Raw genomic sequence first — 22,913 nt, 5'->3', positions numbered from 1 at the left:
AACTCCTAGTTGAGGCGGGACTGTAGATAACGGACGAGCGCGATCAGCGAATCCGCCGAGGAACGTTGGTCCCGTGCGTCACAGTTGACGACAGGCGTCTCAGGAAGGAGGTCCAGCGCCTCCCGGATCTCGTCGAGCGAATGCGTGGGGGTCCCGTCGAAGCGGTTCACCGCGATGGCGTAGGGGATTCCGTAGTGTTCCACCAGGTCCATGACAGGGAAGGACTCGTCGAGCCGCTGGGGGTCGACGAGGACCAGCGCCCCGAGCGCGCCGCGCGTCATGTCTTCCCACACCTGAACGAAGCGCTGCTGGCCGGGCGTTCCGAACAGGTACAGGACCAGCTTCTCGCTGAGCGTGAGACGCCCGAAGTCCATGGCGACCGTGGTCGTCGTCTTGTGGGGCGCACCTGTGGGGTCGTCAATTCCCGCCCCCGCCTGCGTCATTACCTCTTCGGTCCGCAGCGGAGGAATCTCGGACATGGTCCCGATGAATGTGGTTTTGCCCACGGCGAAGTGTCCGACCACAAGGATCTTCGCCGCGGTCTGCACTGAATTGCGCAAGTACACGCCGTCATCCAAAGCGAGCCTGGAGCCCATTCAGCACCTCCTCAAGGATTTGCCGGTCGACAAGCTGAGCGCTCGGTATGGGCGCACGCGAATACAGGTGGCCCTCCCGTGCGAGATCGGACACCAGAATCTTGACGACACCCACCGGCAGCCGGGTGTGCCCGGCTATCTCGGCGATCGAGAGAAAACCCCCCGAACACAGCTCCAGCAGACGCAGCTTCTCCGGATCGAGGGGTTTCGTCCTGGGCGGTTCCGCCTGCACGGTGACCAGGGTGATCAGCGAGAATTCGTTGCCGTCAAGAAGATCTCGGCCGTTGGTGATGACGTACGGCCGTACTAATTCCGCTGCTTCGTGTTCCAGCTCCGGCTCGTCATCGGTGGTCATGACTGAATGTCAGCCCTCTCGCGCGGCGGACTGGTCAGTGCCTTACCGAGCTGGCCGACAAGCTGCTGCATACGGAACGTGATCTCCGCCATGTCGACATCAGGAGAAGCCGAAACCGCGAGATACGCACCCTCGCCGGCCGAGATGAGAAAGACCCAGCCGTGGTCGAACTCGACCAGCGTCTGCCGCCATTGCGACCGGCCGGTGGGGGCTGCACCGCCATGACAGAAATCGGCGACCGTACGACTCAGCGACTGCATTCCGCTCATCGCGGCGGCGACGGTGTCGGCGTGGTCCCGGCCGACTTCCTTGGAGCGGGCCATGAGCAGGCCGTCGGCGGAGACGAGAATGGCGTGCTGCGCTTCGGGCAATTCCAGAGCACTGTCAAGCATCCACGACAGATCGTAGTTCACTGAACCTCATGCCCTTCATTGCGTGCATTGGTGGAACGACGGCCGGATTGCGTGCCGCGCTGGAAGGCCCCCATGACGGAAGCTGTCTGTGCGCTGTCGCGGGCCGGGGTTTGTGTGCTTTCGGAATCGGTCGGCACGATGGATATCGCACCGCGCCGGCGGCGCTTCGGCAGACCGCCGGCCGTCGTCTCGGGAGCCGACTGGGCCGGGACCTGCTGCCCCATGGGCGCGGCCCCGGGATACGGGGCTCCCGCGGCCGGGTAACCGGGGGCCGCAGGGACCGGAGCCGGTCCGCCGGCAACCTGCTGACCAGGAAAGTTCTCGGGCGGCAACGGGGCGGATGCGGCCACGGCAGGACTCTCCTCGGGCTCGTGCGGGGACGTCAGTAGATCCTCGGGGAGCAGGACGACCGCGCGCACGCCGCCATAGGGAGAGGTGGAGTCCACCGACACACTGAAGCCGTAGCGGGCGGCGAGCACTCCGATGACGGTGAATCCGAACTGCGGCGGGTTGCCGAGGCTGGAGACACTGGCCGCGTTCTCGCTCGACAGCAGCCGGGCGGCCCGCGCCTTCTCCTCCTCGTTCATCCCGACACCGGCGTCGTCGACGACGATGCACACGCCCTTGGGCACCGGGCGGATATTGATCTCGATCATCGTTTCCGGCGCCGAATAGCTGGTGGCGTTGTCCAGCAGCTCGGCGAGCACCAGGGCCACCGGCTCCACGGCGCGGCTCACGATCGCGAAATTGCTCTGCGAGCGGATCTCGACACGCGTGAAATGCCGGATACGGCCCTTCGCACTGCGCACCACATCGTAGAGCGAGGCATTGTGCCGCCGCCGGCCGAGCCAGCCGTCGCAGAGAACGGCGATGGACTGCGCACGCCGCGCAAACTGCGAGTTCATGTGGTCGATGTCGAGCAGATCCTGGAGAATCTTGTGCTCGCCGTAGGCCTCCTGCAGCTTGGAAATCGCCAGCTGCTGCTCACCCGCAAGGCCCTGCAGCGTCCGCATGGCGGCCTTCAGCGTGGTCTTGGTGGCTTCCTCCGCCCGGTCCTTGGCCTCTTCCACGGCTTCCGCGTAGTGGCTTTCAAGAGTGGCGTAGTGCTGCTTGAGCTCGGCCTGTTCTTGTCGGAGTTCCGTAATCTTCTTTCTGCCGCGAATAATCGCGGTTGCGGCGACAGGGGTACCAGCGATCAAACCCCAGAACGCTGGATCCTGGAAGTATTGCGTCATAGGACTCTCTTCGGACGACGGAGCCACCAGGTGTCGTATGTCTGGCCATGACGTGGCGAATCGATCGCACTCCCAGACATACGTGAACGGCCACGCACAGTCGCCTGCCAGAAAGCCATCAAAGGGCCGGCTAATGGCATAGTTCTCCCCGGGGTGGCGGTTTTCTTAGGCCAATGCGCGGAATTTATTTCATGCCATATCAGGTGACTACCCCGTTGGCAAGTGCGATGATCTTAGCATCACAGCAACACCCCCCGTCCAACCGCGATCTGATCATGCGACAGGTGCAGTGTTCATTCAACAAAGGCTTGTGCGGGGCGCTTTGGGAGCGTCGTTGGGTCCGAAGGCTTCCGGCCGGCCCATTCCTGACGGCTCGCTAACACGTGTTCACGTGACGTGGACCACGTCTTGCGCGGCAATTGTCAGCCGTGGTCAGCGATGCGGGGCGTCGTGAACATAAGTGATCTCGCCCCCGCGGACCCGGACGACGCGTACGGTCATGCCGCGGTCCGTCCCTTGCAGGTAGTGCGCCGTGCAATGGGTCCGCGCCCCCTTGACCGCACGCAGGTCCCTGGCGCAGTCGACCGAGCGCGGCCCCCGGGAGATCACCGGCAGCGACAGATGGCCCGAGATGGAACGGGCGACCTCGTCGCGCGGAACGGCATCGGTCGTCCCGTTCACCTCGCTGGTCGCGCCCCGCTCCCCCAGCCACTGGGTCCCCGCCGTGAGGCTGCCGCCCAGCAGAGCCGTGCCGGCCAGCGCCAGACCGACGACTCGCAGATTCCGCACGGTTCTCCTTCCAGCGGCCACACCCGTCATGCGCCGGCCACACCCACCGGCCGGGTCACGGACAATTCTTGCGGCGGACCCGGCGCCGGCAACAGGAGGCCCCCTCCCGTGCGACCACCCGGGCGACGGTGCGTCAAACGGACGGCACGGGGCCCTGCATCTGCTCGCTGATCCAGTGCAGCGAGTCGGCCATCCGCTGGATATAGGTGTGCGGGCTGTGCACGCCGCCCGGTATTTCGAAGAGCGTGGAGTGGACCGGCCCGCCGGTGTAGTCCTTGATGAAGCGCTTCACATCGGACACCGCCGCCTCCTTGCTGCCGAGTTCGAAGGCCAGATAGACCGGCGGGCTCTTGCGCGCGGCCAGCCGCCGCGCCAGGTGGCGTGGGTCGTTGGCACGCATCTCCGCCGGGTGCCCCTGCCACATCGGCGAATCCGGCGCCGTGTCCGGGCCGTTGACGACGGCCGCCTTGAACTTCCGCGGCTCCTTGAGCACGGCCTTCAACGCGGCGAACCCACCCGACGAGGACCCCATGAAGGCCCAGCCGTCACGGCTCTTGTACGTACGGAAGTTGGCCCGCGCGAAGTCCGGCACATCATCGGTCAGCCAGGTGCCCATCTTCGGCTGCCCTGGTATGTCGCTGCCGTCGTAGTACTTCCTGCCGGGGTTCAGCACCGGCATCACGACGATGAACGGCAGCGTCTTGCCCTGCCGCGACCACCGGGCGATCCGCTCCTCCAGCGCGAAGGCGTCCCCGGCCCAGTAGTTGAACGGATAGCCGTACGCACCGGGCAGCGCGATCAGCACCGGGAAGCCGCTCGCGGCGTACTGCGGCTGGTGGTACTCCGGCGGCACCCAGACCCAGATGTCCCCGGTGAAACCGGACTTGCGCCCGTGCCACTTCGTCGTCACGACCTCGGTGCCGTCCCCCGCCGTACGGAACGGGGTGAAGGAGGAGCGCGGGCCCCGCGGCCCGGCCACCCGGGGCTTGCCGTTGCGGGCGTCCGCGGCACGGGCCTGCAACCGCGGCACGCTCGAGGCGTCGGCGAAGTCCCGGCCGTCACCGCAACCGGCCAGCAGCCCCAGGGCCACCACACTCGCCGCAGCACGGACACGCAGGCGCTTCATCGGGACGTACTCCTCGGATACTCGGGCCGGCCGGCGGACAGCCACGCTGCCACTGCCCCGCCGGTCGAAAGACACCACTTTAAGATCGCCCGACGGGTCCTCGACGCCCGCCCCGTGCGCCGTGACCTGGTGCTCCGCCCGCCCCGGGGCCCGTGGAGACCTCGCGTCGCGTCAAATACGGCGCCGGGGTTTCCCTCGTTCGATGCGCCCACTCGTTCCTTACCGGACGGTCGGTTCTGGCATCGTGGGTGCCCAGTTCGGAAGGGCGCGGCACTGTGCCGTGGTTGGGGATGACCGATGACCGCGTGGGCCGATCACCGGCCACTGCCCGGCGTAGTGGGGCGGGCCGTTGAGCATGAGCAGGTGTCCGGGCTGCTGAACGGTGCTTCGCTGGTGACGCTCACCGGTGCCGCCGGGGTGGGCAAGAGCGTGCTGGCCCGCGCCGTCCTGGAGGAGCACACCGCTCGGCACGGCGGCACGGTCATCCGGGTCGGCTGCTGGGACGGACTGGCCGAAGGCGGTCCGGCCGAGGCGCTGCTCCGGGCGGCGGGGCAGGCGGACACCGTCTGCCGGGACACCGCCCGGCCCCTCGCCCGGCAGGCGGCCGACCCCGGCCCCGGCGCACCGCCGCCCGTTGGGGCGGACCGGACGGATGCCACCACGGCCCGCACTCCCCCGGGCGGCACGGCCCTCGCGGCGCTGGCCGCACACTGCCGTCGGCAGCGCGCGACCGTGCTGCTGGACGACTGCGACCCGGTGCTCGCCGAGTGCGCGCAGCTCGTACGGCGGCTGCTGCGGGCCGATCCGTCGCTGCGCATCGTGGCGACCGCACGGGGCCCGCTGGGACTGGCCGAGGAGCGGGTCGTCGACCTCGCGCCGCTGCCGGTGACGCTGGGCGAGGGGATCGCCGGACCGGCGGTCGAGCTGCTGGCCACGCGGGTCGCCGGTACCGGGACGGCAGCCGCGGCGCCCGAGCTCCTGGTCACGGTGTGCCAGGCGCTGGAGGGCTCACCGCTGGCGATCGCCCTGGCCGCGCACCAGTTGGACCGGATGTCCCTGCCGCAGCTCGCGGCGCAGGTGGGCACGGACGGTCCGTTGTTCTACTCCGGGCCGGCGGCAACCGTGCGGCACACCTCGCTGCACGCCGCGCAGGCCGCGGGCTACGCCCTGTGCTCGCCCACCGACCGCCGGGTGTGGGCCAGGCTCTCGGTGCTGCCCGGCGACTTCGACCCCTGGCTCGCCGGCTGCGTGTGCACCAGCAGTGACGTGCCCGCGGCGGCGGTCGACGGCGCACTGGAACGGCTCCGTACGGCCTCGGTCGTCGAACGCGTACGGGACGCGGGTGGCGCGCACGAGGACACCGGGGCCGCGCTGCCGCCGCGCTACCGGCTGCCGCGCGCCGCCCGGGACTTCGGGCGGACGCAGCTGCGGGAGGCGGGCGAGGAGTCCGCGGCGCTGCGACGCTTCCGGCAGGCCTGTGCGGCACTCGCGGCCGAGGCCCAGATCACCTGGCAGGGACCGAACCAGCAAGTCGCCGTGCGGCTGGTGGAGGACGAACGGGCCAACCTCGACGCGGCGCTGACCCGGCCGCCGCAGGACGCGGAGGATGCGCTCGGCGCGCTGGAGATCGCGGTGTCCCTGTGGTTCCACTGGGCCGCCTGCGGCTTCCGCCGGGAGGGGCGGGCCCATCTGGACCGCCTGCTGCTGCTCTCCCGGGACGACACCGCGCTGCGGGCCCGGGCACTGTGGCTGGCCGGCTATCTCGCCGCGCAGGAAGAATCGCTCGCTGCCGCGGAGGTCCTGCTCGACGAGGCCTGGACGGCGGCTGTGATGCATGCGGACTCCGACGGACTGGCCCGTATCGCGCATGCGCACGGCGTGCTGGAGCTGTACCGCGGGAACACCGCGGCGGCCGTGGCGTGCCTGGAGGAGGCGACCCGGCACCGCTCCAGGGATCCGTGGTTCGGGCCGGGTCCCGCCCACAGCTGGGCGCTGCTCGCCATCGCGCTGGCGCCGCTCGACGCGGAGCGGGCGCGGACGGCGGCCCACCGCGCCTGGGAGACCCGGCACTGCGACGGCGATTTCTGGCTGTACTCGACGGTTCTCTACGCCCGTGCGATGACCGAGAGCGCCCATGGGAAGCCGACGGCGGCGCTGCGCGCCTGCCACAAGGCGCTGGTGGCCAAGAAGCTCATCGGCGACCCGCTGTTCATCGCGGGGGTACGCAACATGCTGGCGGGCCTGCGCCGGACGGTGCGCGGCGGGACGGCACGGCCGGGCGCCGAGGAGGAGACGCCGTGGTGGCAGCGCGGCGGTCCCGGCGGCAGGGCCCGGCCGTTCTTCTCACGGTTGCGGGCCGGCTCCTGAGGGCCGGACCGTCCGCGGCGTGCCGCCGGGGGAACACGCTGGGTGACGCGCCGACCGCGTTCGGGATGCGGGAGCGGGGGGCCGGTCGCATGCTGGGAGGCATGAAGCGTGCCCCCGTGATCGTGCATCCGCCCTGCACCGGCGGTCGCCGCGTGTCGCTCAACGGACAGGATCTGGGACGGGCGCTGCGGCCCGGTGATGTGGCCGCGATACTGCGCCGGGCCGGATTCGGCACCGCGAACTTCGTCTGGGACGACACCGGCCTCTTCGAATGGCGCGACGGCGGGCCCGATGTGTGGCTGATGACCTGACGTACGGGCCGCCAACGGGCCCGCGGCATCAGCTGAGTTGCGCCGGGTGAGCCGTGGACTGCCGTGGGGGGCCGTGGAGGGCCGTACGGACCCGCGCTGCGCCCCGGGGAGGTCAGTCGACCGTCGCGGTGACCGGCGCCTGGGCCGCCTCGCGCGCGGCGGCCGCCTTCTTCGCGCGGTACCTCATGAGGAGGAAGGACCCGGCGCCGAACAGCAGGGCGGCGGCCAGCCCGAGCCAGGAGAAGCGCTTGAGCCACGCCTCGGCGACCATGCCCACGCTGTAGATCAGCGCGGTCGTGCCGCCGGCCCAGATGATGCCCCCGAGGACATTGGCGATCAGGAACTTCCAGTACGGCATCTTCAGCACGCCGGCGAGCGGTCCCGCGAAGATGCGCAGCAGCGCGACGAAACGGCCGAAGAAGACCGCCCACATACCCCACTTGTCGAACTTCGCCTCGGCCATGGCGACATGGTCCGGGCCGAAGTGCCTGGGGAACTTCCGGCCCGCCCACTGCAGCAGGGGCTGGCCCCCCTTGCGTCCGATCAGATACCCGATGGAGTCACCCAAGATCGCACCCGCGGACGCACAGGCACCCAGCACGACCGGATTGATGTGGTCCTGGGTCGCCGCGAGAATCGCCGCACTGACGAGGACGATCTCGCCGGGCAGCGGAATGCCCACGCTCTCCAGTCCGATGACCACCCCCACCAGGAGGTAGACGCTCACGGCCGGTACGGTCTCGAGCCACTCCTGGATGTGCAACGCCGCTTCCTCCGCTGGTGTAGGGCCCCGTGGGCCGGGCGCCGGCAGCCATGACACCGGCGCCGGTCGATCCCCTGGCGCGCCTCGGCACGCCCGGGAAGCGTACTCGATGGCGCCGACGGAGGGCCGAATCCGAGTGCGCTGCGCAACACCTGTTCCCGCGGCCCGGTCCGGGGGCCGAGCGCCCCCTCGGAAACGGCGACGGCCCGCCGTGCGCGGCACGACGGGCCGGGGAAACCCCGCTGTGAATCAGCTCACTTGTTGGGGCGCAGGGTCCACACGATGCTCATCTCGCCGGTGACCGCGCCGTCCTCGCGGGTGATGGCGATGTTCACGGGGAACTCCGGACGCTCGCCGGCGTCGAGCTCGGCGACGACCTCGGCCACCGGCCGGCCCAGCTCCGCGGTGGCGGTGACCGGTCCCATGGCGAGCTTCTTGTAGCCGATCTCGGCGCGCACGGCCAGCGGCACCGCCCGGCCGAGCTGGTCGCCGAAGGCCGCCATCACGATGGCGCCGCTCGCCGACTCGGCGAGGGTGAACATCGCGCCGGCGTGCGGTCCGCCGACGTGGTTGTGGAAGTCGGCCTGGTCGGGCATGCGGACCACGGCGCGCTCGGCGGTGGTCTCGGCGAACTCGAGGTTCAGGGTGCGGGCCATCGGCACGGAGGCCGCCATCATTTCGCCGATCGACGGCAGGGTCTCGGAGGACATGGACATCATGTTACCTAGCGGTAGCTTAGGTGTGAAGGGGCGGTCGCGCTCCGCCGCCGGACCGACGGGACGCCGCGGCCCCGCGACAGCACGCACCCGGAGATATCCGTGTGCGGCACACGTAACGCCTTGCCTATCGTTGACGCCCGTGCGGCCAGGACTACAGCACAGCGAAGGCGGAGGGACGCCCGCCGTGCCGGTGCCCTCTTGGTAAGGGCCCGTCCCGCATGGGCGGGGAGCAACTTTCTGCTGCTCACCGGCGCCACGGTGATCGCGAACCTCGGCAGCTCCGGCGCACTGATCGCCACCGAGGTCGGCCTGGTGGCGGCCGCGCGGACGGTCGCGCTGATCCACGGGACAGGCGTTCTTCGCGCCGGCCTCCAGAGGCGGCGTGCGGCACGATCTGCGGGACGACTGGCGCCAGGTCGTCCCCCGGCCGTGGCTGTGGACGGTGGTCGTGCAGTTCTCCCTCGTCAACGCGGTGGTCTCGGCCGCCGAGGCGGTCTACGGGCCGCTGGTCGCCGAGCAGCATCTGGGCACCTCATCGGCCGGCAGGGTGCGCTGTGGGGCTGCTCCGCCGTGATCGTGCTGCTGACGGGGGCGGTGCTGTGCGTGCCCGACGTGCGGCGGCTGACCCGGCGTACGGGGCCGGAGCCGGCCGCCATAGGGGCGGCCTCCCGCGCGGCCGGAGCGACGGAACCGCACACCGCGGAGGCGGAGTGACCGGTCGTCGTGGCCCTGTCCCCACGGCGGACCGCGCTCAGCCGACGCTGAAAGCGCCGTCGGGCGGCATGGGGGACGCCACCGCCTCGGCATCGCGTACGGGGACCGCGTCCGCGATCAGCCGCCGCAGCGCCGCACCGTGCTCGACGCGGGCCGGGAACGCATCGCCGGCCGTCCGCCGGGCCAGTGCGGCGATGGGGAGCGGTGCGCGCGAGGCGAGCAGCACGGCATTGCCGAACCGGCGGCCGCGCAGCACCGAGGGCTCGGCGATCAGTGCGAGATGGTCGAAGACCGCGGCGAAATTGGCGAGTTGGCCGCGCAGGAAGCCGAACGGCGCGCCGTCCGCGAGGTTCGCGGCGTAGCAGCCGTCCGGTCGCAGCACCCGGGCCGCGGCTTCGGCGTACTCGACCGAGGTGAGGTGCGCCGGCACCCGCGAGCCGCCGAAGACATCGGCCACGATGACATCGGCGCTGCCCTCCGGCGTGGCCTCCAGCGCCCTGCGGGCGTCCTCGGCGTGCACCGTGATCCCGCAGTCGCCGGGCAGGGGCAGATGTTCCGTCACCAGGGCGAGCAGCCCGCGGTCGGCTTCGATGACGTCCTGCCGGGAGTGCGGACGGACGGCGGCGACATATCGCGGCAGGGTCAGCGCCCCGCCGCCCAGGTGCAGCGCATCGAGCGGCCGGCCCGGGGCGGCCACCTCGTCCAGGACGTAGGCCAGCCGGCGTACGTACTCGAATTCCAGCTGGGTCGGCGCGTCGAGGTCCACGTACGACTGGGGTGCACCGTCCACCGTGAGCAGCCAGGCGCGCGGACGGTCGACGTCCGGCAGCAGCTTGGCCGTGCCGCAGTCCACGGTCCGGGTGACGGGTATCGGCTCGGGTGCTTCGTCCACCGTCCCATTGTGCCGGTGCGGCCACGGTGTCCCGGCCCCGGCCACCGCGGGCACCGGTCGGGCGGCGCGTGGCGCAGCGGTGAGCCCTCGTGCCCGTTCGTCCGGGCGAGCAGTCTCGCACCCACGTGTCCGCGGCGACCGGAGGCGGCTGCGCCCGGCACCCGGAGAGGTGCCGGGCGCAGCCTGCTGACCTGCGGTGTCTACTCCCCGACGGTGCGCACCGTGCCCGCGCCGACGGTGCGTCCGCCCTCGCGGATGGCGAAGCCCAGGCCCCGCTCAAGCGGCACGTCCCGGCCCAGTTCGACCGACACCGTCACCGTCTCTCCGGGCCGGGCGACGCCCCGCTCGCCGAGATCGAGGTCGCCGACCACGTCCGCGGTACGGATGTAGAACTGCGGCCGGTAACCGGTGGACAGCGGCGTACGGCGGCCGCCCTCCTCGGTGGAGAGCACATACACCTCGGCGGTGAAGCGGCGCCGAGGTGTGACGCTGCCCGGCGCGGCGACCACATGCCCGCGGCGCACCTGGTCGCGGTGCAGACCGCGCAGCAGCAGCGCGACATTGTCCCCGGCCTCGGCGGACTCCATGGGCTTGCCGAACGTCTCCAGCCCGGTGACCGTCGTCTCGGTCTCCGCGCCGAGCACCGCGACCCGGTCGCCGACCCGCACCGTGCCGCGCTCGACCGCTCCGGTGACGACCGTGCCGCGACCGGTGATGGTCAGCACGTTCTCCACCGGCAACAGAAAGGGCGCGTCGACATACCGCTCGGGCATCGGGACATAGGTGTCGACGGCGTCCAGCAGCGCGTCGATCGCCGCCGTCCAGCGCGGGTCGCCCTCCAGGGCGCGCAGCCCCGAGACCCGTACGACGGGCACGTGCTCCCCGTCGTAGCCGTGTGCACTCAGCAGTTCGCGCACCTCCAGCTCCACCAGGTCGGTGAGCTCCGGGTCGCCGGCGTCGGCCTTGTTGAGGGCGACGACGATGTACCGGACGCCCACCTGCTTGGCGAGCAGCACATGCTCGGCGGTCTGCGGCATGATCCCGTCGAGCGCCGAGACGACGAGGATCGCGCCGTCGAGCTGCGCCGCGCCGGTCACCATGTTCTTGATGAAGTCCGCGTGGCCGGGCATGTCGACGTGGGCGTAGTGCCGGGTGCCGGTCTCGTACTCGACATGCGCGATGTTGATGGTGATGCCGCGGGCGGCCTCCTCCGGGGCCCGGTCGATCCGGTCGAAGGGCACGAACGTGCCACTGCCGCGCGCGCTGAGGACCTTGGTGATGGCCGCGGTCAGCGTCGTCTTGCCGTGGTCGACGTGGCCCATGGTGCCGATGTTCACGTGCGGCTTGGTGCGCACATATGCCGTCTTGGGCATGGTGTTCTTCCTCGCAACGATGCGGTGAGAACGGCGACTTGGCGCCGTGGGGACCCCTGAACCCGGCCGACCCTCCCCCTGCGGGGTCCGCCGGACGATCCGGAGAGGGTCAGCTTCGTGCGCCGCCGGCCGCTGCGGCGGCCGGGACGGCGACCGCCGCGACGGCAGTGACTGCGGGAACGCAGGCGGCGATGGCCGCGAGGAAATCGACGGCAGCCTTCGGCTCGTCCGCGACTGCGGACGGGAGCGGGAGGAAGGCGTACCGGAACATGCGCCCTATGGTGCCGGGGGCCCGCCGCCGCGTCGACCGATTTATCCGGCCGCCGTCCCGATACGCCTGGAGGGGACAGCCGACCGTCGGCGTACCCGGCGATACGTCAGGACGCACCGATGCCCGGCGGCTCACGCACCGTCGACACTATGACGGCTCCCCGGCAGCCCCGTCGGTTACGCTCCGGGGGTGTCCCCACCCGCCGCAGCGCCCGCCGGCCTCGCCGCGCGCTGCACGCGCGTGCTGTTGTCTCCCCGGTCCCGGCTGGTCCTGCTGCTCGCCCTGCTGGCCTGCGGCGCGGCCGTGACGCTCTGGTGGCAGCCGCAGCATCTGCTGACCGGCGCCCGCCCCGCCGGGCCGTCCGGCCCTGCCGCCCTGGCGCTCTTCGCCCTGGCATACGGCGCGTGCACCAGCGCCTTCGTCCCGCGCCCGGTCCTCAATCTCGCGGCGGGGGCCCTCTTCGGCAGCCAGGCCGGGCTGGCCACCGCACTGGCCGGCACGGTGCTGAGTGCCGCGCTGACGTTCGGGCTCGGCCGGCTGCTCGGACAGGACGCCCTGCGCCCGTTGTTGCACGCCCGCTGGCTGACGGCCGTCGACCGGCAGTTGAGCGAGCACGGCTTCCGCTCGATGCTGGTGATCCGGCTCTTCCCCGGCCTGCCGTTCTGCGCCATGAACTACTGCGCCGGCATCTCCCGTATGGGCTGGGGCGCCTACCTGGCCGCCACGGCACTCGGCAGCATCCCGAACACCGCGGCCTACGCCGTGGCCGGCGCGCGGGCTTCGACGCCCACCTCACCGGTGTTCCTCGCGGCCATGGGCTTCATCGCGGTCAGCGCTCTGGGGGCGCTGGTGGTGGCGTGGTGCAAACGCAAGGCGCTGCGCGGGGGCTGACAGCGGTTCGGGCGGGCGGCCACCGTACGTCCAGGACCCTTTGGCCGCCCGGACATCTTCGGACGTTACGCTGCCCCCTGTCGGCGATGATCCGCATCCGTCGCCACCGTCCGCTTTCTCCCCTCTTGCGCAGGTCAGCGCTTGATCACCCTTGGATAGCGTATTTTCCATGTCTTGGTTTGAATCATTCGTCCTCGGACTCGTCCAAGGGCTGACCGAGTTCCTGCCGATCTCCTCCAGTGCGCACCTCCGCCTGACGGCGGCGTTCGCGGGCTGGCAGGACCCCGGTGCGGCGTTCACCGCCATCACCCAGATCGGCACCGAAGCGGCCGTCATCATCTACTTCCGCAAGGACATCGGGCGGATCATCTCGGCCTGGGCGCGCTCCCTCTTCCACCGGGAGCTGCGGCACGATCACGACGCCCAGATGGGCTGGCTGGTGATCGTGGGCTCGATCCCGATCGGCGTCCTGGGCATCACGCTCAAGGACGCCATCGAGGGCCCGTTCCGCGATCTGCGGCTGATCGCCACCACCCTCATCGTGATGGGTGTGGTCCTCGGCATCGCCGACCGCTTGGCCGCGCGCGACGAGACCGGTGGCCGGCACCGGGCCGCCAAGCAGCGCAAGTCCCTCACGGATCTCAGCGTCAAGGACGGCCTGCTGTACGGCATCTGCCAGGCCATGGCGCTCATTCCCGGCGTCTCCCGCTCGGGCGCCACGATCAGCGGCGGCCTCCTGATGGGCTACACCCGTGAATCCGCGGCCCGCTACTCCTTCCTGCTCGCCATCCCGGCGGTCTTGGCCTCCGGCGTCTTCGAACTCAAGGACGCGGGCGAGGGCCACGTCTCCTGGGGCCCCACCCTCTTCGCCACGCTCATCGCCTTCGTCGTCGGCTACGCCGTCATCGCGTGGTTCATGAAGTTCATCTCCCACAAGTCCTTCATGCCGTTCGTCATCTACCGCATCCTCCTGGGCATAGCCCTGTTCGCCCTGGTCGCGGCGGGGACCCTGACGCCGCACGCGGGCGAGACGGCGGGCTGAGAGGGCACGGTCACGCGCTCGGGCAGGGCGGGCCTGTGACCAACGCCGACGGGCGCTGAGCGGATCAGCGGCCCAGGGGGCTCAAGGCCCAGGAGCTCAGGGGCTCAGGGGATCAGCACGCAGTGGTTCTCGATCACCCTGCCGCTGCGATCCAGGCCGCCGCAGACGGCCAGTCGCGGATACGCCCTGATCTCGCGGTTGACGACGAACCGCCACCGCGACACGTTGGCCTTGCGGTTCCCGTAATCGCCCACGAAGGCGCGCAAGGTCCCCGGCAGTCCGTCCCGCGTCGTGACGGTGATGTCCTGGACGTAGTCGCGCCCCTGGTAGGCCGTGGCCACGCAGATGTAGGTGCCGCAGGTGGACTTGACCTCGGCGCTCGCCGGTGCCGCGGTCGCCAGCCCCAGCGCGCTGACCGCTGCGAGGGCCGCCCCGACCGCAGCCGAGCGCCGCCGTGCAGTGGTCGCCGGCCGGACGCTCTCCTGTCGCATGTGCATCACAAGACCCCCTTGACTGCTTGCAGTCGGCTGACCGCACCACTCCCCACACTGTCGCGGGCCTGCCCGGATTCGACAAGTAGCAAGGAAATTACGGAGGGCTACGTTTCGTCCGGCGATGGCTCACGGGGTGGCAGCCGTCAGCGGTAGCCGATGTCATCGAACGGCAAGGTCCCGGTCCTTGACCCCCACGACGTAGCGCCGGCAGTCCGACTGGCTTCGGCCCGCCCCCTTCTTTCGCTCTCCGCCTCTCTTCGTCCCCGCTCAGGAATTCCGGCGGGGACGCGTCGCCCTCGGCCGGGCCGGTGCCGGTCTGCGAGGCAGGGTGGGTACGTCTCGCAAGTACATCGGGTGGGGTCAGGAACTGAGGTGGTATTGGGCCCAGGGCTGATGGGACGGTGCGGCATCCTCGTGGGAGGGCGCGAGGGTCCCCCACGGGGCGAGAGCGTTGTCCCATTCCGAGGCCAGGGCGGCCATGTCCGGGCCGGATTCCGCGGGCGGCATCGTGCCGGTGTGCCAGGCGGAGGCCATCTGGTGCCCCGAGGGCGCGGCGTTCCAGGAGTTCGTCTGCTGCGCAGGGATGGTGTATTCGGACTCGTGCACATCGCCGGGGCCGCGCCGGTGGCGTCCCGCATGGCTCTCCACGGGGCCGGGGTAGAACCGCCCCTGGGCGGAGAGTTGTTGGGCGCGGGTGACCAGGCGGGTGAGGTCGAGCCCGAATTCGGCGGCGAGTTCGCGCAAATCCACTCCGGTCTGCCAGCTGCCGATGAGGACCGCGTCCATCGCCGGGGACCAGCTCTGTTCCGCTGTCCCCGGGCCGCCGGCACCTTCGCGGGGCAGGCCGGTGGGACGCGTTCCGGCAATTGGGTTCTGGTGGGAATATTCGGCGGCGGGATCGGGCGCCGGTGAGGCCTCTTCCGGTTCCCGTGGTGGCGCGGCGGGAGTGGCGGCCGCCAGCAGCTCATCGGCGACGGCACGGGCGTCGTCCTTGCCCACCGTGCGCCGGGCGATCCGTACTTCCCGCTCGTTCAATCCGAACAGACCGGCCACCGCGCCGGTGCTGCCCACCGTGATCGCGAATGCCGCCAAAACCCGTGACCGGTCCGCCTGCGCCTCGTCAAGTCGGGCCTGCGCCTCGCGCACCCGCTCATCGCCCAGACAAAACGCTTCTGCCAGCACGGCGTTGCGGTCCCACAACTCTCTAGGATCCATACCCATTCAACGGCTCTTGGTCAGAGGTGTCCCGACCCGGCCCAGCAAAGCACCCCAAAGCACTCATCGAACCACCAGATGACAATCACCCCGGCGCCCGGCCGGTGACCGCCGCCGGTCTGGTCGGGATGTCATATTCCCTGGTCACACGCTTGCGTACATACTCAACGCCGGTTGTCGGTGCCATGGGTTATTGTCATGATCGATGACATTTTCATAGTTCCATGTGCTCATGGGGGGGCCATGACTCATTTCTCCCGTATCCCGTCCCGCGTCGCGGGGGCGCTGCTCACCGGAGCCGTGCTGTGCGGCACGGCGGCCTGCACGACGTCGGGCGACCACACCGCCGCGTCGGGGAACATCAACGCCGCGCCGGTCGCCGCGGTGCAAAAGGCCGTCGACAAGGGGGCCAAGCTCAACTCCGTCTCGTACCAGCTCTCCGGCAGGGTTCCGGGGCAGGGGACGGTCGACGGCAAGGTGTCGTTCAGCATGCGTCCGCGCGCCATCGACATGCGGATGAAGGCCTCCGGGGGCAAGGAGGAGGGCGAGTTCTCGGTGCGGCTCGTCGGGGACGCGGTGTATCTCGGCGGGGACGGGAAGGCGACGGCCGCGTTGGGCGGCAAGCACTGGATCAAGTTCGCCATGAAGGACAAGGGGGCCGACGCCCTCGGGGGGATGCAGCAGCAGGCAGACCAGGACCCGGCGGCGCAGGCGTCCTTGCTGACCCAGTCCGACGACGTCAAGAAGGTCGGTGAGGAGACCGTCGACGGGGTGCGGACGTCGCACTACGCCGGTGTGGTCGAGGTGGCGGATCTGCTGAACGAGCGGGGCGCCAAGAGCGCGCTGGATGCCGAGCGCCGTAAGAAGGTGATCGAGCAGTATCAGCAGCTCGGGGTGAGCAAGCTGACGCTCGACATATGGATCGGCCCCGGCGACCGCACCGTGAAGTTCCGCGAGCGTGCGCAGGCGGCCCAGGGCCCGCTGGACGTGAGCATACGGTTCTTCGACGTCAACAAGCCGGTCAGGGTCCAGGTGCCGCCCGCATCCGACACGGTGGATCTGGAACAGAAGCTCAAGGAAGCCGGAAAGCGCCTGGGCTAGGGGGGCGGCGTGGCCTGGTTGTGTTGACCGGAGAGGGTGCCGCCGCGCGGTGCGGGCTCGTCGAGGTGCGGCAGGCCGATCGGGTTGGGGAAAGGCAGGACATCCGCGGCCAGGAGGCACCGGACCAGGGGTTCGAGCGTATGCAGCAGCCGCTCGGTCTCCGCCTCGGGCAGCAGGTGCAGCAGCCGTCCGGCCAGCCGGTCGGTCGCCGCCTCGATGCGCTCGCGCTCTTGCCGGCCGTGTTCGGTCGCGTCGCCCCGTGCGTCCACGAGGCCACGGGCGCGCAGCCGGTCCGCCGCGTCCGCCCACTCCTCCTCGCTCCAGCCGCGGTCCTGCCGCATGGTGTCCCGGGGGACGCGCCCCGAGGCGACGGCCAGGACCAATGCCTCGCAGCCGTCGAGCCCTTCGTCGGCGAGCACCGCGAGATGGGCGTCACCCCTGAACTCCCGCACGGTGGTGACCAGTTGCCACAGGCGCTCGACAGGGTCGGCGTGGTCGCACAGCGCGCGGTTGGCGGCGAACAGGGGACGGGCGAGGGCCGGTGCCTCGTCGACGATCGTCTGGAGCGGGGGCAGCACCGCGGCTGCCGTGCGCTCCAGCCCGGGGTCGATCGCGCGCAGCGCCTGGGCCGCGCGCCTGCCGCGCTCGTCGAGGACGTGCGCCGGGCTGACGACGCTCCAGGCCGCGGGCAGTGCACGGGCCACCATCCCCGGGGCGAACACCCCGAGTACGGCCGTGGCCGCCGCAGGCTCCACCGCTCCCATGGGCGCCGTACGCGAGGCGAAATAGCCCATCCAGAAGCCTTTGAGGCCGAGGTCCTTGCCCAGGCGGCGGCACCTGTCATCGAAGTAGCAGACCGCATGCAGCGGCTCGGACACCAGCCAAAGCGATCGTGCGTGCAGCTCCATGCCCGCACGCTACCGCCGGCCGAGGCCTGCCGCACCGCATCGCAGCGCGGAGGCCCCCCGTACCGGCGCCCTCGGCGCAGCCGACCCGAATCGAGGACCAGTGGCAACGCCCGGCAACGCAGAGATCATCAGCATTGCCCCCTCGACCGCATCACGGCGGGCTATGTCTTCCCCCGGCGCGCCGCGGAGGTCGACCGGGCCCTGCGCGCACGGCTGGCGGCCGGTGAGTACGACGCGCTGAGCGGTGCCGCGCTCTGCGAGGCAGTGACCGAACATCTGCAGGGGGTCTGCCCGGACAGGCACCTCAGGCTGTTGTGGCAGGAGGCGGTGCGCACCCCACCGCCCCGCCATCCGGTGACGGAGCACATCACGGTCACCGTGCCGACGGCCCGGACCGTCAACGCCGTCACGGGCACCAACTGGGAGGGTGCCGGGGTGCAGCCGGATCGTGCCGTACCGGCCGAGAAGGCACTCGAGGCGGCACACGAGGAGGAGGGAGCGGTGGGGAAGGCGGTGAAGATCCGGTGGAAGCAGCGGGCTCCGACGGCAGGGAGCGGTGCGCGGGAGCGAGAGGCGCCCGACGGCGGTCCGGCGTCAGCCGTCGGTGCGGCCGCCCGCGCCGAAGCCCGACTCCCAGGTCCACAGGTGGGTGCAGTTGGGGCACTGCAGATGCAGGACGCTGCCCTTGTGCGACAGAAGGTAGCGCCAGTGGTCACCGCAGGTGCGGCCGTCGAGGCAGGTGCCGCAGTCCTGGTGGTCCTGGCAGCGGGGGCACGGTACCCAGGCGCGGCGGCCGATATCGGCGGTCGGGTCGAGCGGCAGCATGCTCAGTCCTGCCCGGAGCCCGGCAGCACCTCGGCAGCGACCAGCATGTCGTAGGTGGCCTGCTGCTCCGCGTCCAGGCCCGAGTAGAGGAGCCGGTACGCCTCGTCCTCGCCCTCCACCACCGCGATGGGGTCCCAGGTGTCGCCCAGCGCCGCGAGGACTTCGGTGCGCCGCCGGGCTTCGTGGGCGGCGAGGTCGAGCTCGAATATCTGGTGGTCAGAGGTGTTGCGGTCGTTCATGGTGCGCGTCCTGTGCCACTTGCGGATGATGCGGACGTGTCTATCAAGCCGGGCGGCACTGAGGAAGCGTCAGGCGGAGCGGAGCGGGCCGGAACCCGCTGGAGTGCAGGGTCGGTAGCTTAACGTGACGAAATGTAAGGGATATATCGGGCGTAAGTGGGGCCTCTGCTGAAGCATTGGACGCCGTATGCCGGATTTCATGAGGAATTCGGGGGGAATCCGAGGCGTGACGTAATTCATCCCTGTGATGTCGGATCCTCCCTGCGGGATGGAGCGTGTCCGGCCGCTCCGCTGCCGGGGTGCGGGCCGCCTCAGGGAGCGCCGGGATCCCCTGCGGTGGACGGTGACCGGGCAGGCAGGCGCCGTACCGCGACGGCGGCGGCGTCGTCGCCGAGCCTGCCGTCCGTGTGGGCCAGCAGGTCCGCGCGCAGCCGGCTCAGAACCTGCTGTGGACTGCCGTCGCCCCAGGCGCCGGCGCGCTCGGCAAGGGGGTAGAAGGCGCCCTTGTGGTCGCGGGCCTCGGTCACCCCGTCCGTATAGAGCAGCAGCAGATCCCCTGGCGCGAAGGGGAAGGTCTCGACCTCGTAGTCCGGGGCGCCGGCCAGGCCACCGAGGCCGATCGGCAAGGCGGTCCGCTCGCCGTGCAAGGGGACCGGCGCCTGCCCCTCGCGCAGCAACAGCGGGGGCGGGTGACCGCAGTTGATGATGCGCAGCACGGGCCAGCGGTCGGGGAGGTCCAGCAGCACGGCGGTCGCGAAGGTCTCCTCGCTGCCGGCGACGGAGTCCGGGGCCGGGGCGACGGGGAGGAGGCCGCCGTTCGTGCCGGGGTGGTCCGGTGCGGGCGCCGGCTCCGTCCCGGTGTCGGCGCCCGGCGCCTCGTACCACTGGCTGCCGTCCCAGCGGACGGCGCCGTCGAGGTGGACGGCCAGCCTGGGCAGGGTGGCCTGCCGGTGGGCGGCTGCCCGGAAGGCGCCGAGGAGGAGGGCGGCGTCACCGTAGGCGGGCAGCCCCTTGCCCCGGACGTCGCCGATGATCAGCCGGGTGCTGCTGGCGGTGCGCGCCGCCGCGAACAGATCGCCGCCCATCTCCGCCTCCTCCTCGGCGGCCAGGTAGAACGAGGCGATCTCCAGGGCACCACTGCGCGCGGGCAGCGGCCGGAGCAGCACCTGCTGGGCGACCGCGGCCACCGAACGGCTCTGGGTGAGCCGGCGCTCGTTGCGGTCCCGTACGACGGTGAAGAGCACGACCAGGCCGGAGACGACCACCAGCGCGGCGATCTGGGCCTGCAGATTCGCGGTGAACAGCACCTGGCGCGCGATGCCGATGAATACCTGGGCGGCCACCGCCAGCGCACCGATCGCGGCCGTCAGGCGGGGCCCGGCGAACGCGGCGGTGATCGCGGGAGCCGCGACGAGGAGCGGCCCCAGATGGATGTCGGGCGGCGCGAGAGCATCGATCACACAGACCGCCGCGATGAGCCCGATCGGGATCAGCACCAGGACATGGGCCAGTTCCCGTCGTCCGTGCAGCGGTGTCCGCCGTGGAGGGGGCATGCCTCATGTTTGCACTGGGGCGAGAGAAATGCCCGGATCGCCCCAGTCACCCTGTCGCCCCGCCCCCTCCCCCGGCGCCCTGCCTCTGCCGCTGCCCGGCCTCTCGCCGCTGCCTCACCTCTCGTTACCGGGCGCCTCTCGCCGCAGGGCCGCAATGAGGAGATCGAGCGCGGGCTCGATCGCCGAGCCCGCCATGAGCGGAAGGTGGTCCCGGACGCGGTGCAGGCTGGGGAACTCCTCCGCGGGCAGACCGGCGTACCCGTCCTGCCAGGCCTGCTCGTCCGCCATGCGCTGGGCGGGGGCCAGCCGCAGTACGCCGGCGTCCAGTGCCGCGTGCCCCAGGGCGGTGTCGACCAGTGTGTGGTAGTGGCGGACGGCGGTGGCCTCGTCGAACCCGGCCTGGAGCAGCAGACCGATGCCCGTGTCGACCGCGCGCTGCTCATGGGGCCGGCCCGTGACCCGGACGGTGCTGAACACCGCGATCTGCGGGTGGCGCAGTGCGGAGCGGTAGGCCCGCAGAGCCAAGTTGCGCAGGTCGGCGGCCCAGTCGCCGCTGCGCGCGAAGCCGGCCATGGACTCCCCGATGAGGCGGTCGGCCAGCGCCAGCAGCAGATCCTCGGTGTTGCGGAAGTAGCGGTAGACGGCGGACGGATCGGCGCCGAGCGCCGCACCGAGTTTGCGCACGGTGAATGCCTGCGCGCCCTGGGCGTCGATGAGTTCGCAGGCGGCGTCGACGATGAGATCGGCCGACAGGACCACGCCGGAACTGGTCGGCCGGCGCCGCTTGCGCTCAACCGGGACGCGCTCGCTCTCCACCACGCCGAACCCCTCCGCATCGCTCCGCCCCGGCCCCGAAGCCTCTCGGGCCAGTTAACCACCAGGTTACGTCAACACCGTTGACACAAGGATGAACGGCCTGTTTCATCGGCGGACATACACGGATCACCGCGGTGCCGTATCCCGCACCACCCCCTTCCGTACGACGCAGCCGGCCCGCTACCCCGGGCCCGGTCCGCGCCGTCCTGCCCCGCCCCACCCCGCCCCTCCGCGTCCCCCTGGCCCGCCCGAGACCGGTCCGGCCCGCAGCCCAAGGAGTGAGTGCCATGCCTTCCGCAGTGCAGCAGGACCCCGGCCCGGCGAGAATGCGCCGCTCACTGGGGGTGAAGGACGGGGTGGCGATCGCCGCGTCGAGCACCGCCGCGACCACCAGCATCGGCATCGGTATGGGCACCCTGGCCGCGTACACGGGCCGACAGACGCCCGCCCTGTTGCTGCTGGCCTTCGTGCCCATCCTGGGGATCGCGCTGTCGTACGCCCGGCTCAACCGCACCGAGCCGAACTGCGGCAGCGGCTACACCTGGGTGGGCCGGTCCATCGGCCCCTGGCCCGGGTTTCTGACCGGGTGGGTGGTGCTGGTCGGAAACGTGATCTTCATGGCGTACACGGGTGCGGTGACCGGCTCCGTGGTGCTCCAGTTCCTCAACAAGCTGGGGCTGCGCAGCGTAGGAGGGCTCCGGCTGGATCCGGCCTCGACCGGCATGAGCACCGCCGTCGGGCTGGTCGCGCTGGTCATCGTCACGGCCACCGCGATCACGGGTGTGCGTGCCGCGACCCGGCTGCAGATGTGGCTGCTGGTCTTCGAGTACACGGTCCTGCTGCTCTTCTGCGGCTACGCCCTGTTCACCGGTGACCAGCCGTTCTCGCTCTCCTGGCTCAACCCGTTCGAGATCTCCTCACCCCAGGCGCTGGCCCAGGGGATGGTGCTGGCGGTGTTCTTCTACTGGGGCTGGGACGCCGCGTTCAGCGTCAACGAGGAGACCCGCAGCTCCACCGACGCCGCCCGCGGCGGACTGATCGCCCTGGTGGCGATGCTGGGGCTGTTCCTCATCGGTGCGCTCGCCTTCCAGCGGGTGATGAGCACGGACGAGCTCATCCACAACGGACCGCAGGCGCTCACCTTCCTCGGCAACGCACTGGCGCCGGAGCCCTGGGCCTCGCTGCCCCTGGCCGCTCTGATGTGCTCGGCCTTCGCTTCGCTCCAGTCGAGCGTCATCCCCACCGCCCGCGGCACGCTGGCCATGGCCCGCGACCGCACGCTGGGCCCGGTGTGGCAGCGGGTGCACCCCCGCTACGGCTCCCCCGCCGTGGGCACCCTGGTGATCATGGCTCTCGCCGCGCTGCTCGCCGTGCTCGCGGTCGGCATCCCCAAGCTCAACGACATGATCCTGACCGCCGTGAACTCGATAGGACTGACCGTGGCCCTCTACTACGGACTCACCTCACTCGCCTGCGCGGTGCGCTTCCGCACCAGCCTGCGCGACGGAATGGTGCGGGCGCTGCGCGATGTGGTCGTCCCGGCGGTGAGCGCACTGGCGCTGTTCGGGCTGGGCTGCTACCTCGTCTGGGACTACGCGACGATGAGCGACCATTTCGAGGCGAGCCCGGACAACGGCTGGTTCATGCTGTTGCTGCCCGCGCTGTTCATTGCGCTGGGCCTGGGCACCGCCGCCTGGGCCAAGTGGGTGCGCCGCGCCCCGTACTTCCGTACCGGCCGGGGGACGGACGCCGACGCGATCAGCCTGCCCATGGACGCGGACGCCGCGCTTCCCAGCCCGTCGGAGGGCTGACCGCCCCGCCCGGACCGCCCTCCGCGCGCCCGCCTCGGTCCTTCACGGACCCGCCTCGATCACCACCACGGCCACGGCACCCGCTACGACCCCG

General features: G+C 70.9%; 26 protein-coding genes. 8 read left to right on the top strand and 18 right to left on the bottom strand.

Annotated features, from left to right (window positions below):
- Window positions 1–5: 5 nt before the first annotated feature.
- From CFW40_RS33010 to CFW40_RS32985, 6 genes are all read right to left on the bottom strand, one after another.
- On the bottom strand, window positions 6–596 hold the full coding sequence (locus CFW40_RS33010; RefSeq protein WP_088801398.1) for an ATP/GTP-binding protein: 591 nt from the start codon (window positions 594–596) through the stop codon (window positions 6–8).
- Window positions 571–951, bottom strand: a complete 381-nt coding sequence (locus tag CFW40_RS33005; protein WP_088801397.1) for a DUF742 domain-containing protein — start codon at window positions 949–951, stop codon at window positions 571–573. The genes CFW40_RS33010 and CFW40_RS33005 overlap by 26 nt, the downstream gene beginning before the upstream one ends.
- On the bottom strand, window positions 948–1,364 hold the full coding sequence (locus CFW40_RS33000; RefSeq protein ID WP_088801396.1) for a roadblock/LC7 domain-containing protein: 417 nt from the start codon (window positions 1,362–1,364) through the stop codon (window positions 948–950). The genes CFW40_RS33005 and CFW40_RS33000 overlap by 4 nt, the downstream gene beginning before the upstream one ends.
- Window positions 1,361–2,599 carry an ATP-binding protein gene (locus CFW40_RS32995; RefSeq protein WP_088801395.1) on the bottom strand — a complete coding sequence of 413 codons (1,239 nt, stop codon included), beginning with the start codon at window positions 2,597–2,599 and terminating at the stop codon, window positions 1,361–1,363. The genes CFW40_RS33000 and CFW40_RS32995 overlap by 4 nt, the downstream gene beginning before the upstream one ends.
- Window positions 2,600–3,031: 432 nt before the next feature.
- Window positions 3,032–3,388: a DUF4333 domain-containing protein gene (locus tag CFW40_RS32990; protein WP_088801394.1), complete on the bottom strand. Its 357-nt coding sequence runs from the start codon at window positions 3,386–3,388 to the stop codon at window positions 3,032–3,034.
- Between the two features lie 133 nt (window positions 3,389–3,521).
- Window positions 3,522–4,514 (bottom strand): esterase family protein, encoded by a 993-nt coding sequence (locus CFW40_RS32985; protein ID WP_088801393.1) that lies wholly within the window; start codon window positions 4,512–4,514, stop codon window positions 3,522–3,524.
- A gap of 297 nt (window positions 4,515–4,811) precedes the next feature.
- Between CFW40_RS32985 and CFW40_RS32980 the strand changes: the two genes are divergently transcribed.
- Both CFW40_RS32980 and CFW40_RS32975 read left to right on the top strand, forming a co-directional pair.
- Window positions 4,812–6,881, top strand: coding sequence for an AAA family ATPase (locus tag CFW40_RS32980; protein WP_088801392.1), 2,070 nt, complete (start codon window positions 4,812–4,814; stop codon window positions 6,879–6,881).
- A 101-nt stretch (window positions 6,882–6,982) separates the two neighbouring features.
- Window positions 6,983–7,192, top strand: coding sequence for a hypothetical protein (locus CFW40_RS32975; RefSeq protein WP_176956302.1), 210 nt, complete (start codon window positions 6,983–6,985; stop codon window positions 7,190–7,192).
- 112 nt (window positions 7,193–7,304) lie between these two features.
- On the opposite strand, the gene CFW40_RS32970 is transcribed toward CFW40_RS32975, so the two are convergent.
- Together CFW40_RS32970 and CFW40_RS32965 are read right to left on the bottom strand one after the other, a co-directional pair.
- Window positions 7,305–7,955: a DedA family protein gene (locus CFW40_RS32970; RefSeq protein WP_088801391.1), complete on the bottom strand. Its 651-nt coding sequence runs from the start codon at window positions 7,953–7,955 to the stop codon at window positions 7,305–7,307.
- Window positions 7,956–8,209: 254 nt separating this feature from the next.
- The gene (locus CFW40_RS32965) at window positions 8,210–8,665 is read right to left on the bottom strand and encodes a DUF4442 domain-containing protein (protein ID WP_086717747.1); all 456 of its coding nucleotides are present in this window, start codon (window positions 8,663–8,665) and stop codon (window positions 8,210–8,212) included.
- A gap of 391 nt (window positions 8,666–9,056) precedes the next feature.
- Here CFW40_RS32965 and CFW40_RS39065 point away from each other — a divergent pair, with 391 nt between their 5' ends.
- Both CFW40_RS39065 and CFW40_RS39060 read left to right on the top strand, forming a co-directional pair.
- Window positions 9,057–9,248, top strand: coding sequence for a hypothetical protein (locus CFW40_RS39065; protein ID WP_371127243.1), 192 nt, complete (start codon window positions 9,057–9,059; stop codon window positions 9,246–9,248).
- Window positions 9,245–9,388 (top strand): hypothetical protein, encoded by a 144-nt coding sequence (locus tag CFW40_RS39060; protein ID WP_371127244.1) that lies wholly within the window; start codon window positions 9,245–9,247, stop codon window positions 9,386–9,388. Before CFW40_RS39065 ends, CFW40_RS39060 begins: the two co-directional genes overlap by 4 nt.
- Before the next feature lie 37 nt (window positions 9,389–9,425).
- On the opposite strand, the gene CFW40_RS32955 is transcribed toward CFW40_RS39060, so the two are convergent.
- From CFW40_RS32955 to CFW40_RS37375, 3 genes are all read right to left on the bottom strand, one after another.
- Window positions 9,426–10,280, bottom strand: coding sequence for a spermidine synthase (locus tag CFW40_RS32955; protein ID WP_088801390.1), 855 nt, complete (start codon window positions 10,278–10,280; stop codon window positions 9,426–9,428).
- 200 nt (window positions 10,281–10,480) lie between these two features.
- A complete protein-coding gene (gene tuf / locus CFW40_RS32950) occupies window positions 10,481–11,653 on the bottom strand; it encodes an elongation factor Tu (protein WP_088801389.1) in 1,173 nt (390 codons plus the stop codon).
- A 109-nt stretch (window positions 11,654–11,762) separates the two neighbouring features.
- Window positions 11,763–11,924, bottom strand: coding sequence for a hypothetical protein (locus CFW40_RS37375; protein WP_176956260.1), 162 nt, complete (start codon window positions 11,922–11,924; stop codon window positions 11,763–11,765).
- A 189-nt stretch (window positions 11,925–12,113) separates the two neighbouring features.
- Here CFW40_RS37375 and CFW40_RS32945 point away from each other — a divergent pair, with 189 nt between their 5' ends.
- Both CFW40_RS32945 and CFW40_RS32940 read left to right on the top strand, forming a co-directional pair.
- The gene (locus CFW40_RS32945) at window positions 12,114–12,815 is read left to right on the top strand and encodes a TVP38/TMEM64 family protein (protein WP_088801388.1); all 702 of its coding nucleotides are present in this window, start codon (window positions 12,114–12,116) and stop codon (window positions 12,813–12,815) included.
- A 169-nt stretch (window positions 12,816–12,984) separates the two neighbouring features.
- Window positions 12,985–13,857: an undecaprenyl-diphosphate phosphatase gene (locus CFW40_RS32940; protein ID WP_088801387.1), complete on the top strand. Its 873-nt coding sequence runs from the start codon at window positions 12,985–12,987 to the stop codon at window positions 13,855–13,857.
- A 104-nt stretch (window positions 13,858–13,961) separates the two neighbouring features.
- Here CFW40_RS32940 and CFW40_RS32935 read toward each other — a convergent pair whose 3' ends face one another.
- Window positions 13,962–14,354 carry a hypothetical protein gene (locus CFW40_RS32935; RefSeq protein ID WP_256331144.1) on the bottom strand — a complete coding sequence of 131 codons (393 nt, stop codon included), beginning with the start codon at window positions 14,352–14,354 and terminating at the stop codon, window positions 13,962–13,964.
- Between the two features lie 357 nt (window positions 14,355–14,711).
- Window positions 14,712–15,572, bottom strand: coding sequence for a hypothetical protein (locus tag CFW40_RS32930; protein WP_256331145.1), 861 nt, complete (start codon window positions 15,570–15,572; stop codon window positions 14,712–14,714).
- A 237-nt stretch (window positions 15,573–15,809) separates the two neighbouring features.
- Between CFW40_RS32930 and CFW40_RS32925 the strand changes: the two genes are divergently transcribed.
- Window positions 15,810–16,667 carry a hypothetical protein gene (locus CFW40_RS32925; protein ID WP_088801385.1) on the top strand — a complete coding sequence of 286 codons (858 nt, stop codon included), beginning with the start codon at window positions 15,810–15,812 and terminating at the stop codon, window positions 16,665–16,667.
- Here the strand turns inward: CFW40_RS32925 and CFW40_RS32920 are convergent.
- The 5 genes from CFW40_RS32920 to CFW40_RS32895 all read right to left on the bottom strand — a co-directional run bounded on the left by CFW40_RS32920 (window position 16,664) and on the right by CFW40_RS32895 (window position 21,011).
- Window positions 16,664–17,575, bottom strand: a complete 912-nt coding sequence (locus CFW40_RS32920) for a hypothetical protein (protein WP_088801384.1) — start codon at window positions 17,573–17,575, stop codon at window positions 16,664–16,666. The genes CFW40_RS32925 and CFW40_RS32920 overlap by 4 nt on opposite strands.
- 594 nt (window positions 17,576–18,169) lie before the next feature.
- Window positions 18,170–18,400, bottom strand: coding sequence for a hypothetical protein (locus CFW40_RS32910; RefSeq protein WP_088801383.1), 231 nt, complete (start codon window positions 18,398–18,400; stop codon window positions 18,170–18,172).
- A gap of 2 nt (window positions 18,401–18,402) precedes the next feature.
- The gene (locus CFW40_RS32905; RefSeq protein ID WP_088801382.1) at window positions 18,403–18,639 is read right to left on the bottom strand and encodes a DUF6400 family protein; all 237 of its coding nucleotides are present in this window, start codon (window positions 18,637–18,639) and stop codon (window positions 18,403–18,405) included.
- Window positions 18,640–18,950: 311 nt separating this feature from the next.
- The gene (locus CFW40_RS32900) at window positions 18,951–20,192 is read right to left on the bottom strand and encodes a PP2C family protein-serine/threonine phosphatase (RefSeq protein WP_176956303.1); all 1,242 of its coding nucleotides are present in this window, start codon (window positions 20,190–20,192) and stop codon (window positions 18,951–18,953) included.
- A 114-nt stretch (window positions 20,193–20,306) separates the two neighbouring features.
- Entirely contained in the window at window positions 20,307–21,011 is a 705-nt protein-coding gene (locus tag CFW40_RS32895) for a TetR/AcrR family transcriptional regulator (protein ID WP_088801381.1), read from the bottom strand.
- Between the two features lie 284 nt (window positions 21,012–21,295).
- On the opposite strand from CFW40_RS32895, the gene CFW40_RS32890 reads away from it, so the two are divergent.
- Window positions 21,296–22,819 carry an APC family permease gene (locus CFW40_RS32890; protein ID WP_256331148.1) on the top strand — a complete coding sequence of 508 codons (1,524 nt, stop codon included), beginning with the start codon at window positions 21,296–21,298 and terminating at the stop codon, window positions 22,817–22,819.
- Window positions 22,820–22,913: the final 94 nt, after the last annotated feature.

This window comes from Streptomyces sp. 2114.4, assembly GCF_900187385.1.
GTDB lineage: Bacteria > Actinomycetota > Actinomycetes > Streptomycetales > Streptomycetaceae > Streptomyces > Streptomyces mooreae.
Note: the sequence above shows the minus strand (reverse complement) of the source record. Positions and strands in the feature narration are given on the sequence as shown.

What these genes read in the sequence shown, in the direction of transcription:
- CFW40_RS33010 (WP_088801398.1), bottom strand. Translation starts at nt 596, where the DNA reads ATGGGCTCCAGGCTCGCTTTGGATGACGGCGTGTACTTGCGCAATTCA.
- CFW40_RS32920 (WP_088801384.1), bottom strand. Translation starts at nt 17,575, where the DNA reads ATGGAGCTGCACGCACGATCGCTTTGGCTGGTGTCCGAGCCGCTGCAT.
- CFW40_RS32900 (WP_176956303.1), bottom strand. Translation starts at nt 20,192, where the DNA reads ATGCCCCCTCCACGGCGGACACCGCTGCACGGACGACGGGAACTGGCC.
- CFW40_RS32890 (WP_256331148.1), top strand. Translation starts at nt 21,296, where the DNA reads ATGCCTTCCGCAGTGCAGCAGGACCCCGGCCCGGCGAGAATGCGCCGC.
- CFW40_RS33005 (WP_088801397.1), bottom strand. Translation starts at nt 951, where the DNA reads ATGACCACCGATGACGAGCCGGAGCTGGAACACGAAGCAGCGGAATTA.
- CFW40_RS32930 (WP_256331145.1), bottom strand. Translation starts at nt 15,572, where the DNA reads ATGGGTATGGATCCTAGAGAGTTGTGGGACCGCAACGCCGTGCTGGCA.
- CFW40_RS32935 (WP_256331144.1), bottom strand. Translation starts at nt 14,354, where the DNA reads ATGCACATGCGACAGGAGAGCGTCCGGCCGGCGACCACTGCACGGCGG.
- CFW40_RS32940 (WP_088801387.1), top strand. Translation starts at nt 12,985, where the DNA reads ATGTCTTGGTTTGAATCATTCGTCCTCGGACTCGTCCAAGGGCTGACC.
- CFW40_RS32985 (WP_088801393.1), bottom strand. Translation starts at nt 4,514, where the DNA reads ATGAAGCGCCTGCGTGTCCGTGCTGCGGCGAGTGTGGTGGCCCTGGGG.
- CFW40_RS32925 (WP_088801385.1), top strand. Translation starts at nt 15,810, where the DNA reads ATGACTCATTTCTCCCGTATCCCGTCCCGCGTCGCGGGGGCGCTGCTC.
- CFW40_RS32965 (WP_086717747.1), bottom strand. Translation starts at nt 8,665, where the DNA reads ATGTCCTCCGAGACCCTGCCGTCGATCGGCGAAATGATGGCGGCCTCC.
- CFW40_RS32905 (WP_088801382.1), bottom strand. Translation starts at nt 18,639, where the DNA reads ATGAACGACCGCAACACCTCTGACCACCAGATATTCGAGCTCGACCTC.
- CFW40_RS32995 (WP_088801395.1), bottom strand. Translation starts at nt 2,599, where the DNA reads ATGACGCAATACTTCCAGGATCCAGCGTTCTGGGGTTTGATCGCTGGT.
- CFW40_RS32980 (WP_088801392.1), top strand. Translation starts at nt 4,812, where the DNA reads ATGACCGCGTGGGCCGATCACCGGCCACTGCCCGGCGTAGTGGGGCGG.
- CFW40_RS32975 (WP_176956302.1), top strand. Translation starts at nt 6,983, where the DNA reads ATGAAGCGTGCCCCCGTGATCGTGCATCCGCCCTGCACCGGCGGTCGC.
- CFW40_RS32910 (WP_088801383.1), bottom strand. Translation starts at nt 18,400, where the DNA reads ATGCTGCCGCTCGACCCGACCGCCGATATCGGCCGCCGCGCCTGGGTA.
- CFW40_RS37375 (WP_176956260.1), bottom strand. Translation starts at nt 11,924, where the DNA reads ATGTTCCGGTACGCCTTCCTCCCGCTCCCGTCCGCAGTCGCGGACGAG.
- tuf (WP_088801389.1), bottom strand. Translation starts at nt 11,653, where the DNA reads ATGCCCAAGACGGCATATGTGCGCACCAAGCCGCACGTGAACATCGGC.